We start from the raw sequence: 13,459 nt of genomic DNA, 5'->3' as shown, positions 1-13,459 counted from the left end.
TAGGCAACAGAGCATCAATGGCCCTCAAAGCTACCATCTACAAGGCAGACCTGCAGATCGCGGACATGGACCGCAACTATTACGCGGAGCACGGCCTGACCCTGGCCCGTCATCCTTCCGAAACCGACGAGCGCCTGATGATCCGCGTGCTGGCCTTTGCGCTGCACGCGAGCGATTCGCTCGCCTTTACCAAGGGCCTGTTCGACACCGACGAGCCGGACCTGTGGCAGAAGGACCTGACCGGCGCCATCCACACCTGGATCGAGATCGGCCAGCCGGACGACAAGCGCCTCCTGAAGGCCTGCGGCCGCGCCGAGCACGTGATCGTCTACAGCTACAGCGCGACCAGCCATATCTGGTGGAAGGGCATCGCCAACAAGGTCGACCGCGCGCGCAACCTCACCGTGATCAACATTCCCGCCGAGGCCAGTGCCGGGCTGGAAAAGCTGGCCAAGCGTTCGATGCAGTTGCAGTGCACGATCCAGGATGCGCAGATCTGGCTGACCGACAGCGTCGATACCGTGCTGGTCGAGCGCGAAACCTTCAAGGCCGGCACCTGATTGGCACCTCGCTGCGCGGCGCTATAATCTGTTCCCTGACCGTTCAACTTTTCTTTTCGAGCCCACCATGACCCGCACCCTGTTTGCCCTGCTGGCCGCCGGCCTGTTTTCCACCAGCGCGCTGGCGCAAGTGACTGTCACCGAACCGTGGGTGCGCGCCACTGTGCCGCAGCAGAAGAGCGCCGGCGCTTTCATGCACGTGCAATCGACGGCCAGCACGCGCCTGGTGGGCGTAAGCACGCCGGTGGCGGGCCGGGCGGAACTGCATGAAATGGCGATGGAAAACAACACGATGCGCATGCGCCAGGTCGACGGTATCGACCTGCCGGCCGGTAAGCCGGTCAACCTGGCCTCGGGCGGCTATCACGTGATGTTCTTCGACCTGAAGCGCCAGCTCAAGGAAGGGGAAACGGTGCCGGTCACGCTGGTGGTGCAGGACAGCGCGAAGAAGCGCAGCAGCGTGACGGTGGAGGCGCAGGTGCGGCCGCTGACCTATGTGGCGCCGAAGACGGCCGGGCATCACGGCCATTGAGTGACAGCCTCGCGCACATCGCTTACTGCGGCGACGCCCCGATGCGCCGCACGTCCCCCGACCCCACGGTCGACGTGCTGACCTTCGGATCGCCGTAATAGTTCACGTCGCCCGAGCCGGCGATGGAGACGGACAGTTCATTGCGCACCCAGGCGGTCGCTTCGCCCGAGCCGGCCACCGAGACCTTGGCGCTGGTGGACTGCACCCGGCCGAGGTCGACGTCGCCGGAGCCGCCGATCGACACCGTCAGTTTCCCCACCGTGCCACGCCCCGCCTTCAGGGCGCCGCTGCCGCCGATCGCGACCGCCAGCGCGTCGCTCTCCACACCCTTCAGGTTGACCGAGCCGGAGCCGCCGATTTCGACCGTGAGGCGGGGTGTGCGCAGCGCATCGGCGTCGATGCTGCCCGAGCCGCCGACCGACAGGCGCTCGATCGAGCGGGCCTGCACCACGATGCGGATCGACTTCGAACGGAAATTCAGGTTGCGGCGCGCCGGGCGGATCTCCAGCGTGCCGTCCTCGACCACGGTTTCCAGCAGCGGCAGCAGGTTGTCGTCGGCTTCGATGGTGACGCCCTCGGTATTTCCGATGCGCAGTTCGACTTGCGCCGGCACCGACAGCGACAGGCCCTTGAAATTGCCGACCTGACGCTCCTGCTTGACGATCCGGCCGCTGCCTTGCACCTGCTCGCCGCCAAACGACCAGGGGGCGGCAACGGAATGGGCGGCCACCGTCACGGCGCCGGCGGCGATGCAGGCGGCGAGCAGGGTGCGGCGGCTGAAGGTGGAAATGCGGGTGGAAAGCGCTTTGTTCATGATGTTGTCCTCACGGTGATCGATGGTCCAACTGTAACGACTGCGCCCCTGTCGCGACACGGTTTTGCGACAGGATGCAGGCAAACGCGACCAGAATGCAGCCTGGCCCGATGGTCCTTGCCTGCGCGTGCAAGCGCCATCGCCCCACATCCACTACAATCTTGCCCTTTTGTTTCCGGCAGTTCCGGTAAGGATGATGTATGAATGCGGCCCTGTTTCTCCTGGCCTTTTGTGTCGGAATCTTCATTTCGGTGCAGGCGGCCGTCAATAGCCAGCTCGCCGGCGCCCTGCATGCCAATTCGGTGGTGGCAGCCCTGATCTCGTTCACGGTCGGCACGGTCGTGCTCGGCATTGCGGCGTTTGCGCGCGGCGGCGTCGGCGAGGCCGTCGGCGCTTTGGCCGGGCAGCCGCTGTGGAAGCTGAGCGGCGGCCTGCTCGGCGCGGCGTTTGTCTTCGGCACCGTGTTCCTGGCGCCGCGCATCGGCCTCCTCAACCTGGTGGTGCTGGTGATTGCCGGCCAGCTGATCATGTCGATGGCGATCGACAATTTCGGTCTGGTGCAGATGGCGACGCGCAAGGTGTCGCCGGTGCGCATGGCCGGCGCCCTGGTGGTCGTGGCGGGCGTCGCATTGACGCTGTTCGGCGACAGGATTGTTGCAACCTTGAGAAACTAAATAATTTCTTAATTGCAGCTGTAATTTCTGACGGGCATGGTTCTATAATGGTCGGTATTGTCTGAACGACACCTTGAACATAAGAGCCGCCACGCCCGATGGAATTCCACCAGTCCTCGCAGATCCCCACGCTGTCGTATGTCGAAAACGAAGACCATCCGGTCTTCGGCACCCTGGTCGAGCAGATTTTGCACCTGCTCAATTCGCGCCTGGTGTTCTCCGACGTCATCATTCACCAGAACAGCCCCCTGATGCTGCGCCAGCCGAGGGGCCTGGTCGCGGTGACGGACTCGCCGATCACGCGCGAGGAGCTGGAAGAATTCTTCGAGGTGATCGAGCCGAACTGGGCCGAGCGCATCGCCGACCGCGCCTTTGACCGCTCGATTGACCTGCACACGGCGCGCATCCGCGCCAACTGCTTCACCTTCCAAGGCAAGAAGCGCCTGGGCTGCGTGATCCGCCGCTTCCCGAAGGAGCCGCTGGCGCTGGCAACCCTGGGCCTGGGGCAGGATGCGATGGAGTTCGCGCGCCTTACGAGCGGCCTGGTGCTGATCATCGGCGATACCTGCCAGGGCAAGTCGACCACGATCGCGTCGATGCTCGACGAAATCAACAAGCGCCGCTCGGGCCACATCATCACCATCGAAGACCCGGTCGAGACCCTGATCCCGCAGCGCAAATGCATCATCACCCAGCGCGAAGTGGGCATCGACGGCGACGTCGAAAGCTATTATCTGGGCGCGCTCGACGCGCTGCGCGAGCGGCCGGACGTGATCGTGATCGGCGAAATCCGCGACGCGCAGACGGCGCAGGAAGCCCTCGCCCTGGCCGAATCGGGCCCGCTGGTGCTGGCCACGCTGCACGCGCGCTCGACCGAAATGGGACTGCAGAAGATGCTGCGCCTGCTCGGCAACTCGGACGCGCAATCGCAGGCGCTGGCCCATGCCCTGCGCGGCGTGCTGTGCCAGGCGCTGCTGCCATCCTCCGAGGGCAACCGCTACTACCTCGCTACCGAATGCCTGACGCCAAGCGCTGCGGTGGCGCGTTTGATCGAATCGGGCGACCTGGGCAGCCTGCGCGCACAAATGAACAGCGGCCGCGATCCCGGCTGCCACACGATGAACGCCTCGCTCGAGCACCTGCTGTCTGGCCACAAGATCAGCGTCGAGGATGCCCGCGCCGCCACCACCGACCGCGTCGGCTTCGCTGAACTGGTCTGATCAGTCCAGGGGCACGTTGCGGTAGCGATTGACCTGCGCGGCCGACACCGGGGCGGCCCGATTGCCCCAGCTGGCGCGCAGGAAGGTGACGAGGTCCGCCACCTGGGCGTCTTCCAGCACGTGGCCGAACGGAGGCATGCCGTAGGGCCGCGGGTTGCCTCCCGTCCCGGGCGGGAAGCCGCCGTTGAGCACAACGCGGATCGCATTGACCGGCTCGCCCAGGGTCAACGCGCGGTTGCCGGCCAGTGCCGGGTAGGGGCCCTTGCCCTCACCGCGCTCGCCATGGCAGGTGGCGCAATGTTGGCCGTACAGCCTGGCGCCGGCCTGCATGATTTTCTCCGGCGCCGGCGGCCCCGGGTCTTTCTGCGGCGCGGCCGTGCCAGGCAGCGATTTCAGGTAGCGCGCCATCGCCGTCAGATCCTCGTTCGTCATGTGTTGCAGGCTCTGCGCCACCACTTCGGCCATCGGCCCGGTCACGCTGGCGCCGGGCGCCACCCCTGTTCCCAGCAACTGAACGATATGCGCTTCGCTCCAGCTGCCCAGCCCGGCCTCCGCATTCGAGGTGAGCGCGGGCGCATACCAGCCGAGGGTCCCGATCAGGCCGCCGCCGAGCGTGTCGTCGGTCGCGCCGAACTGGTTCCGGGTGCTGTGGCAGGCGCTGCAATGCCCCAGGCCTTCGACCAGGTAGGCGCCGCGGTTCCAGGGGGCGTCGCGCGCGGGGTCGGGCGCTTGTACCCCGGGCTTGAAGTAGAGCAGGCGCCATCCCGCCAGGGTCAGCTGCTGGTTGTAGGGGAAGTCCAGGCTGTGCGGCAGGTTCGGCTGGCGTACCGGCGGCAGGCTCTTCATGTAGGCGAACAGGGCATCCGAGTCGGCGCGCGTTACCTTCGTGTAGTTCGTGTAGGGGAAAGCGGGATACAACAGGCGCCCATCGCGCGACTTACCGTTGTGCAGGGCGCGCCAGAAGTCGTCGGCGGACCACATGCCGATGCCGGTGCTCGGTTCCGGCGTGATGTTCGGCGCGTGCAGGCGCCCGAAGGGCGTATCGAATGCGCGCCCGCCGGCATACGGCGCGCCGCCGCGCGTCGTGTGGCAGGCCATGCAGTCGCCGGCGCGCGCCAGGTAGGCGCCGCGCGCGATGTTGGCGGCCCTCGGCGCAAAGTCGGCGGGCGAGCGGGAGGCGATGAATTCCTCGCGCGGCCACGCCAGCGCGGCCGCTATCGCCAGCATGGCCAGCAGGGCGAGCAGCACATACGTGACGCGGCGCTTCATGGCGCGCTCCCGCAGGGCATCGGCAGGGGCTCGGTCAGGCGTGCGGCAGGGCGCGCGTCGGGCGGTGTCGGCTGGGCCGCCAGCCAGGCAGAGATGGCGGCAACGTCGCCCGGCCCGAGGCGCTCGGCAACCGTCGCCATGCAGTCGGGCGCATGGGCCCGGCGCACCTTGTTGCGCCAGGCGCCGAACTGGGCGTTGACGTAGTCGCGCGGCAGGTTCAGCAAACCGGGAATCGCCGGCGCCACCCCGGCCAGTTGCTGGCCATGGCAGGCGATGCAGGCCGGGACTTTCAACGCCGGGTCGCCGCGGCGCACGAGTTGTTCGCCGCGCGCCAGCACGGCGGCCGGCGCGGTGGGGGCGGCAGGAGCCGGGACGGGCGGATGCTGGGCCGCGAAATACTCGGCCATCTCGAGCAGGTAGGGATCGGGCAGGTGGTTCACCATCCAGGTCATCAGGGGGTAGCCGCGCCGGCCTTCGCGGAAGTTGACAAGCTGGTTGTAGAGGTAGCCGGATGGTTTACCGGCGATGCGCGGGAAATACACACCGCCGACACGGGTGCCGGCCCCGTCCTTCGGCGCATGGCAGGCGATGCAGGGCGCGAGGCGTTGCTCGAGGGTGTCGGGCACGCGCTGCGCACTGGCGGGAGCCGCTGCGGATGCTGCCGCGCAGGCGAGCAGGGTCAGCAGAGACAGAGCCGGGCGTAGCGGTGCGGGCAAGGGCATGCAGAATGTCCAGGTTATCAACTGTCAGGATCATAACCTATCCCCGGACGCTGGCCTGCAACACTCACCGGACCTTGGCTTGTCATGTTGGCAATACAGCGCAGATGAGAGAATGTTGGAATGCGAACGCTATCGAGGCTTGAGAGCGCAACCCTGGGGTATTGCACTTGTGTTCGGTGCAGCCGCAGCCCCGGTGCGCGCTGAAGGACGTGACAGTAATGAGGCGTTGAGTTTATTTTGCCCACATCGAACCATGCTGGGGTGCGCCGGTGCGGCGAGACGCTGCAACGCAGCCATGAGGGTTTTGTCAGCGACGGAGGGTCGGGAGCTGCGGGCACCAGCTCCCTGTATCGAATCCCTTAAGGGCGAGCGCTCGTAGGGAAGGGCCAGGCAACCGCCGGCGACAGGGCGCTGCCTGAAGCGGGGGCTGGAGGCGTGCTTGCTTCCTCTTGCGTGTCTTCTTCGAGCAGTTGCGCTGCCCCCTTGAGCAAGGCTTTTTCGGTCGGCAACCGGATTTTTTTACGACGCTTGACCGCGCCCTCCGCCAGCGGTCGGATCAGCCAGCGCGCATACTGTTCAGCGCTGACGGACGCGAACATCTCGCGCATCTGTTCGCGCAGGTCCCACTTTTCCTGCAACTGGTTCATGACCGCATCGGCCTCGGCCTGGGTCAGCAGGTAGTCCTGGGCTTCCTCGATGAAGACCTGCTCGAGCTGGCGCATCATTTGCACGGCATCGTCCTCAATCAGCCAGTCCGTCACCGTGCGCGACACTGCCCCGGCGCCGGACGAGCCGGCGATGCTGCCAATGACGCCGCCCACAAAAGCCCCGACTGCCACGCCGCCCGGGATCCAGCCGAGGTAGGCCGCACCCTGTGCGGCGCCCGCGAGCGCACCGCTCATTCCGCCGGCGACGCCGGCCGCCGTGTTCGTGACGTTCTTGAAGAGCTGCGCCTTCGAGATGTGGCCGGAAAAGACCTGCACCAGGTCGGTCGCCGACAGGATGACGGTCGTGACGGTGGCGGCGATGACGTTCCCGGTCAAGGCCTTCGTCACCAACTGCTCGGCTGCCTTGCCGGTGAGCCGACGGGAACCCTCGTTCAGCACTTCGGATCGCAGGGCGCGTTCGCCGACGCTGAGGGTGTTGGCGATGGTCAGCGTGGCCTTCGAACCGAGCTGCCTGACCATCCAGCTGCTGCCTTCCCGTACCAGGGTTTCCGCCCCCGACTTGGTCGCCTGCGCCGTGATGATCGACGACAGCCAGGTCACGCCACCCACCTTCAGGCCGGCCGCGCATGCGACCCGCGTCGCTGCTGCGGCATCGGCGCCGTTATAGATCGCGTACGCGTAGGCAATCGCGACCGATACGCTGCCGCTCTTGCCGGCGGTGATCGCCCCCCTGGCCGCATCGTAGCTCAGGCTGTCGATGTTGCCGGGCTCGACGATGCGCCGAGCAGTCTCGTAGTCGACGTTGCCCTTCACCAGAATGCTTTTGGCCTGGCGTCCCGCCGCGGCCGGCTTCATGCCCGTGCCCTGGAGCTTGCGGGCCATCAGTTTCAGGGCCTCGGTGTACTGGTCGCCGGGCACCTCGATCTTCATCGGCTTGCCCTGGTCCTGGTAGATCAGCTTGCCGCCCTGGTCGAAGCAGGCGTTAATGCTGGCCTGGGCACTGGCGCAGTACTTCGACTGGATCAGGACGCCGTCGACCAGACGGTCCGGCCCTGCCTTGGCATTGTCACCGCCGACCAGCCGTGCCCGCTTGCCCTTGACCGTATCGATCATGTCGTTCGCCCGTTCGGCCGCGAAACCGTGGCCCTGTCGGGCGCGCAGCAGGACGTTATCCTTGTGGGCGGTGGCCGCGTGAGCGGCGCCCGTCCCATACTGTTTCTTTTCAGTCGTTTCCTGTTTGGTGCGCGCCATGGAATCGCATCTTTCGTATTAATAACGGGAGGGGGGCCGATCTCGGATGTGCTAATGAAGATACTGATGCCCAACAGCAACATTCTATACCAACAATCAATGCTGGAGGTGGCGCGTTTGTTGGTTGGAATACCTCAGGCAAATACGCCGCCGGCAGCAGCGCACCCTGTTGATGGCGTAACGGTGGCCGCAGCCGGATCGGCGCAGCCTGCGGCGGGCGCTCTTACTTCGCTGGCGTCGTCGCGCGCCAGTGGCGATACACGCGCAGCGCGACGTGGGCGTCATCGGCAGCGTACAGGATCTGCTTTTCGGACAGGCGCGGCTGCGCCCAGTTGGTGGTGGTGATGCGTTTCGACTTTTGCAGGCGCTGGCCGAAGAAGCGCGCCACCGCCGTTTTGGCGCCGAGGGCGTTGCGCTCGCCACGGCGCAGGGCGGTGGACAGGTCGAGCACGTTGTTCGTTTCGATGCCGAGTTTGCTGCGCAGGCGCCGGATGTCGTCGCCCAGGCCAAAGCCGACCTTCAGGATGGCAGGGGACTCCAGCACCTCACGAAGTACCCCATGCAGCACGTCGATGGCGGGAGACGCGCCGATCTGGAACAGCCATGCGGTGTCGTCGGTGGCCAGCTGCACCAGGTGCGGCCCGGTTGATTCCTCGCCCTTGGCGAAGGTCGGCTTCGATTCGGTGTCGAAGCCGATCACGTCCGCCTGCGAGAGCGCCGCCAGTGCGTCGGCGGCCTCGAGGTCGGACTTGACCAGCACGATGTCGGCCAGCGCAATGCCGTCGTAGGGCGGCAATGCTTCGTCGTCAGGATTGGCGCTCATCGAACGCGCAATCAGTTGCGCGAGAACTTCGAGGCGAGCTGCTGGAGCTTTTCCTGGCGCTGGCGCGCGGCTTCGGCTTCGGCTTCGGCGGCTTTCTCGGCCTTCTTGCGCTCGGCTTCCTTCTTGAAGCGCAGTTGCAGCTGCTCTTTCGCGTGGCTGCGGTGGGTGTCGGTCACTTCGGCGCCGGCGACACCGTCGAGGTCGTAACGCACGGTGGCCTTTTCCATCGAACGCAGGTAGCGCATCGAGCCGGTGTGAATGCCGAGCGCGGCGCGCATGATCTTGCGGTCCAGGCCGGGCAGGCGCGCGAGCAGCTGCTTGTCGATGCCGATCGCCAGCGGCAGGCAGTCGCGGAAGGCCGGGAACTGCTGCTGCAGCTGCTTGAGCAGGGCGCGTGCCGAAGGTGCCGGGGCCTGCTGCGAAGGCTGGGCTGCCGGTGCGCCGGCGGTTTCGGACTCCGGCGCAGAGTCGGACGCAGAATCGGGCGCGGTGTCCGCGACGTTCGCTGCCTCGGTATTCGGGTTTTCGGCTGGGGTAGGGGAGGTGGCGTCGACAGGCTCGGCGGCAGGACTGATGGTGTTCATTGACTTCATGGTAATAACAGGAATCCGAAGGATAGCATGCTGGCTCGCACTAGTGGCGTTGGCAATCGTGTGACTTCGGCTCAGTGGAGGGGTGACCAGGCCGTCCGTGCGCGCGCCGCCGTTGGCGAAATCGTGTATGATCCGCCTCTTGCCCTGCGTGCGGCTTGCGTGCACGCAGACAGATGGAAGAGATGTCAGTGGACTGAAAAGCAACAATATGCGGTTTGGTTATATCTCATATGGGATATATCAATTATCACCAATTTTTGCTTTAAGGCATAATGCCGTCTGTCCCGTCTCTTCGGTCCTCGAGACAGATGCAAGCCCGTTTCAGCCGACGGGCTTTTTTTCATTCCGACATGTACAGCGCGATTTTAACCACTGCCTCTCGAACCCCTGCCCTGGACAGACCCGGCCACGCCGGATGCCGCCGCAGGGGAAGGCGTGCTTGATTTCCGGCCTGTCTGCCCCTAAGTAGGGCCATTCCCGATTTGTTTCCCCGGCCCGTGCGGGCCATGCGCAATTTTGACCTCGCAGGCGTGAGCGCCTCGACAGGAGAGTTTTTTCATGAAGAACACCGCCAAGACACTGACACTGACAGCAAAGAAAGCCCCGGCCAAGAGCGCCGCGGCGCAGCTGGCGGTGCCGAAAACCGCGACCTCCTACTTCCTCGAAACGGAAGCGGCGGCCAAGGTGACGGTGGTTAAAACCCGTTCGCGCCTGGCCTCGCTGAAGGCGCACGCCGACAATGCCGCGACTGCCGAGACGACCGCTGCCGAGCCGGCCACTGCCGAGGACGTGGCGCCGGCAGAAGTCGTTGCCGCCGAGCCGGTAGCGGCAGCAGCCGAGCCGGTCGCGCAAGCACCCGCACCTGCACCTGAAGCCGAGTTCACCGACTACCTGGCGCCGAGCACCGCAGCCACGGCCACGGCCGTGGTCGTGAAGAAGCGCGGCTCGAAGCTGGCCGCCCTGAAAGCGGCCGCCGAGGAAGCGCCAGCCGCGCCGGCCGCAGCGCCAGCCCCGGCGGCCGCGCCGTCCGCCAGCCCTGCACTGGCTGAAGAGGCGCCGAAAGTCGTCCGCGCCCGCACCGTGCGCCGCATCGAGCCGCTCGCGACCGTGATCCAGACCGCCGGCAGCTCGGTCAGCCAGACCACCGATGCCGCCACCCTGGCCGCCATCGACACCACCGGCTACCTTCTGCCGCAAGTTAAAGTGCCGGGCCGCCGTGGCCGCAAGCCAAGCGAATTCACCCCCGAGAATGACGAAGTCGCGGCGCTGAACGCCGTCGAGCGCGCCGAACTGAAGGCCGTGTCGAAAGCGCGCGAGCGCAAGGCCAAGGGCATGCCGTCGCTGGGCAGCGAGCAGGGTTTCTCGGAAACGGAGCTGGAAAAGCGCCGTACCCAGTTCAAGAACCTGATCAACATGGGCAAGGAGCGCGGCTACCTGACCCATGCGGAGATCAACGACCACCTGCCGGAAAACATCATCGATCCGGAAGCGATCGAAGGCATCATCGCGACCTTCAACGACATGGGCATCGCCGTCTACGAGCGCGCGCCGGAAGCGGAAATGATGCTGCTGTCGGACAACGCCGTAACGCCGACCAGCGAAGACGAAGTGGAAGCCGCGGCTGCCACCGCGCTGTCGACCGTCGATTCGGACTTCGGCCGCACGACCGACCCGGTGCGCATGTACATGCGTGAAATGGGCGCGGTGTCGCTGCTGACCCGCGAAGGCGAGATCGAAATCGCCAAGCGCATCGAGCAGGGCCTGAAGGACATGGTCCAGGCAATCTCGGCCTGCCCGACGACGATCTCGGAAATCATCACCCTGTCGCACAAGATCGCCGCCGACGAGATGAAGATTGACGAAGTGGTGGACGGTTTCGTCGACCATAACGACAGCTTGTCGCCGCCAGTGGCGTCGACAAGCGTATCCTCCACTTCCGCGGCCGCCTCGGATGACGAGGAAGAGGAAGAGGAAGAAGTCGAGGAAGAAGACGGCGATGCCGCAGGCGGCGCGGCCGGCTACTCGACCGAACAGCTGGCGCAGCTGAAGAAGGGCGCGCTGGAAAAGTTCGCCCTCATCGAAGAGCAGTTCGACCGCATGGGCCATGCCTTCAAGACCAGCGGCTACGGCTCGAGCGCCTACACCAAGGCGCAGGACGTTATCACGAACGAGCTGCTGGGCATCCGCTTCACCGCGAAAGTGGTGGAAAAGCTGTGCGACACGCTGCGCCATCAAATGGACGAAGTGCGTTCGATCGAGCGCGCCGTGCTCGACATCTGCGTGAACCGCTGCGGCATGCCGCGCGCCCACTTCATCAAGGTTTTCCCGGGCAACGAGACGGACCTGGAATGGGGCAACCGCGAAGTCGACTGCGCCTATCCGTACAGCGCCGTGCTGAGCCGTAACCTGCCGGCGATCAGGGAACTGCAGCAGCGCATGATCGACCTGCAGGCACGCGTAGCGCTGCCGCTGGCCGACCTGCGCAAGATCAACAAGCAGATGGCAGCCGGCGAAAAGCGTGCCCGTACCGCGAAGCGCGAAATGACGGTGGCCAACCTGCGCCTGGTGATTTCGATCGCGAAGAAGTACATCAACCGCGGCTTGCAGTTCCTCGACCTGATCCAGGAAGGCAATATCGGCCTGCTGAAGGCGGTCGACAAGTTCGAATACCGTCGCGGTTATAAATTCTCGACCTACGCGACCTGGTGGATCCGCCAGGCGATCACGCGTTCGATCGCGGACATGGCCCGTACCATCCGCGTGCCGGTGCACATGATCGAGACGATCAACAAGATGAACCGCATCTCGCGCCAGATCATGCAGGAAACCGGCAGCGAGCCGGACCTGGCGACACTGGCCATCAAAATGGAAATGCCGGAGAACAAGGTTCGCGAGATCATGAAGATCGCGAAAGAGCCGATTTCGATGGAAACCCCGATGGGCGAGGACGGCGATTCGCAGCTGGGCGACTTCATCGAGGACAACACCACGCTGGCTCCGCTGGACGCTGCGCTGCACGCCTCGATGCGCAACGTGATCAAGGAAGTGCTCGATTCGCTGACCCCGCGCGAAGCCAAAGTGCTGCGCATGCGCTACGGCGTCGAAATGTCGAACGACCACACGCTCGAAGAAGTGGGCAAGCAGTTCGACGTGACGCGCGAGCGTATTCGCCAGATCGAAGCGAAGGCCATGAGCAAACTGCGCCAGCCATCGCGCTCGGACAAGCTGAAGACCTTTCTGCACGACAAGTAAAACGGGCCGGCGCCATGCGCCGCAGTTCCAGACAAAGAAGGCCGCCCATCTTCCCGGATGGGCGGCTTTTTTTATGTCCGGAATATTCCTTTGTTAACGAATGTCGCATGCACTACACATAATGTCACATTCTGTAGGATTTCTCTTACGAAATAATGCATTTTGGAATCATTTGTGTTTTCATCAGTTCTCGGGCGATCCCGGCCGCTGCCGCGCCGCCCATCGTTATCCAAGGAAAAAAACCATGCACCACATCGCCATTCCCTCCCTGTCTCTTTCGCGTCTTGCCGGCGCCGTCACAATCGCCCTGGCCGCGCTGGCGCCTGCCTGCGCGGCAGACGAGGGCATCGTCACCGACCGCCCGGATTTCGTTGAATCGAGCAATGTCGTCGGCTTGGGGCGCCTGCAGGTCGAAACCAGCGTCGCCATCGATCGCAGCCGCAGCACGACGCTGCGCGAACGTGTGCTGAGCACGCCGACATTGCTGCGCTACGGCATCAGCGACACGGTCGAGCTGCGGGTTGAAAGCGACGGCCGCGTTGCCACCCGTACGCACCTGCCGGCCAGCGGCGAGCGCAGCAGCGAAGCGGGGTCTGCCGACGCTGCCCTGGGCCTGAAATGGCACTTGGCCGATGCCGTGGGCGCCAACCCCTCGCTGGGGGTGCTGGTTCATGTCGATACGCCGAGCGGGTCGCGCGCACTACGCGGCGAGAAATGGCGGCCGTCGCTGCGCGTCGTGGGCGAATGGGAACTGCCGAACGATATGTCGCTCGGGCTGATGCCGGGTGCCGGCAGCGACACCGACGATCTGGGCCGCCGCTATACCTACGGGATCTTCGGCGCCGTGCTGGGCAAACAGCTGACCGACCGGCTGCGCGGTTTCGTCGAGATCGCGGCTCCGCACGTGGCGCGCAGCAGCCATGGCGGCACGCAAGCCACCTTCGACATCGGCGGCGCCTATCTCATTACCGACACGCTGCAGGTTGACACGATGCTCGCGCGCGGGCTCAACAGCCGCACGCCCGACCTGAGCCTGACCGTCGGCCTGTCGTTCAAACTCTGACCATTGCCTCGAACCTAA

General features: G+C 65.1%; 12 protein-coding genes. 6 read left to right on the top strand and 6 right to left on the bottom strand.

Features of this window, described 5'->3' with window-relative positions:
* The first annotated feature begins 17 nt into the window (after window positions 1–17).
* Together ACFPN5_RS04850 and ACFPN5_RS04845 are read left to right on the top strand one after the other, a co-directional pair.
* A complete protein-coding gene (locus ACFPN5_RS04850) occupies window positions 18–560 on the top strand; it encodes a YaeQ family protein (protein ID WP_379780669.1) in 543 nt (180 codons plus the stop codon).
* A gap of 67 nt (window positions 561–627) precedes the next feature.
* Window positions 628–1,092 (top strand): copper chaperone PCu(A)C, encoded by a 465-nt coding sequence (locus ACFPN5_RS04845; protein ID WP_379780667.1) that lies wholly within the window; start codon window positions 628–630, stop codon window positions 1,090–1,092.
* Window positions 1,093–1,114: 22 nt separating this feature from the next.
* On the opposite strand, the gene ACFPN5_RS04840 is transcribed toward ACFPN5_RS04845, so the two are convergent.
* Window positions 1,115–1,906, bottom strand: a complete 792-nt coding sequence (locus tag ACFPN5_RS04840) for a head GIN domain-containing protein (RefSeq protein ID WP_379780665.1) — start codon at window positions 1,904–1,906, stop codon at window positions 1,115–1,117.
* Between the two features lie 200 nt (window positions 1,907–2,106).
* On the opposite strand from ACFPN5_RS04840, the gene ACFPN5_RS04835 reads away from it, so the two are divergent.
* Complete coding sequence (locus ACFPN5_RS04835; protein ID WP_379780663.1) at window positions 2,107–2,580, top strand: DMT family transporter; 474 nt, start codon at window positions 2,107–2,109, stop codon at window positions 2,578–2,580.
* Between the two features lie 98 nt (window positions 2,581–2,678).
* A complete protein-coding gene (locus ACFPN5_RS04830; RefSeq protein WP_379780661.1) occupies window positions 2,679–3,800 on the top strand; it encodes a type IV pilus twitching motility protein PilT in 1,122 nt (373 codons plus the stop codon).
* On the opposite strand, the gene ACFPN5_RS04825 is transcribed toward ACFPN5_RS04830, so the two are convergent.
* From ACFPN5_RS04825 to ACFPN5_RS04805, 5 genes are all read right to left on the bottom strand, one after another.
* On the bottom strand, window positions 3,801–5,069 hold the full coding sequence (locus tag ACFPN5_RS04825; RefSeq protein WP_379780659.1) for a c-type cytochrome: 1,269 nt from the start codon (window positions 5,067–5,069) through the stop codon (window positions 3,801–3,803).
* Window positions 5,066–5,791, bottom strand: coding sequence for a c-type cytochrome (locus ACFPN5_RS04820; protein ID WP_379780657.1), 726 nt, complete (start codon window positions 5,789–5,791; stop codon window positions 5,066–5,068). The genes ACFPN5_RS04825 and ACFPN5_RS04820 overlap by 4 nt, the downstream gene beginning before the upstream one ends.
* A gap of 359 nt (window positions 5,792–6,150) precedes the next feature.
* A complete protein-coding gene (locus ACFPN5_RS04815; RefSeq protein WP_379780656.1) occupies window positions 6,151–7,710 on the bottom strand; it encodes a hypothetical protein in 1,560 nt (519 codons plus the stop codon).
* Window positions 7,711–7,933: 223 nt separating this feature from the next.
* Complete coding sequence (locus ACFPN5_RS04810) at window positions 7,934–8,533, bottom strand: 3'-5' exonuclease (RefSeq protein WP_379780654.1); 600 nt, start codon at window positions 8,531–8,533, stop codon at window positions 7,934–7,936.
* Window positions 8,534–8,544: 11 nt separating this feature from the next.
* Complete coding sequence (locus tag ACFPN5_RS04805) at window positions 8,545–9,117, bottom strand: ProQ/FINO family protein (RefSeq protein WP_379780652.1); 573 nt, start codon at window positions 9,115–9,117, stop codon at window positions 8,545–8,547.
* A 567-nt stretch (window positions 9,118–9,684) separates the two neighbouring features.
* Here ACFPN5_RS04805 and rpoD point away from each other — a divergent pair.
* Window positions 9,685–12,378, top strand: coding sequence for an RNA polymerase sigma factor RpoD (gene rpoD, locus ACFPN5_RS04800; RefSeq protein WP_379780650.1), 2,694 nt, complete (start codon window positions 9,685–9,687; stop codon window positions 12,376–12,378).
* Window positions 12,379–12,622: 244 nt separating this feature from the next.
* Window positions 12,623–13,441 (top strand): transporter, encoded by an 819-nt coding sequence (locus tag ACFPN5_RS04795; protein WP_379780648.1) that lies wholly within the window; start codon window positions 12,623–12,625, stop codon window positions 13,439–13,441.
* Window positions 13,442–13,459 lie beyond the last annotated feature (18 nt).

The sequence above is a fragment of the Massilia niabensis genome (assembly GCF_042655085.1).
Taxonomy (GTDB): Bacteria; Pseudomonadota; Gammaproteobacteria; order Burkholderiales; family Burkholderiaceae_D; genus Telluria; species Telluria niabensis.
This window is presented reverse-complemented; position numbering and strand designations above follow the sequence as displayed.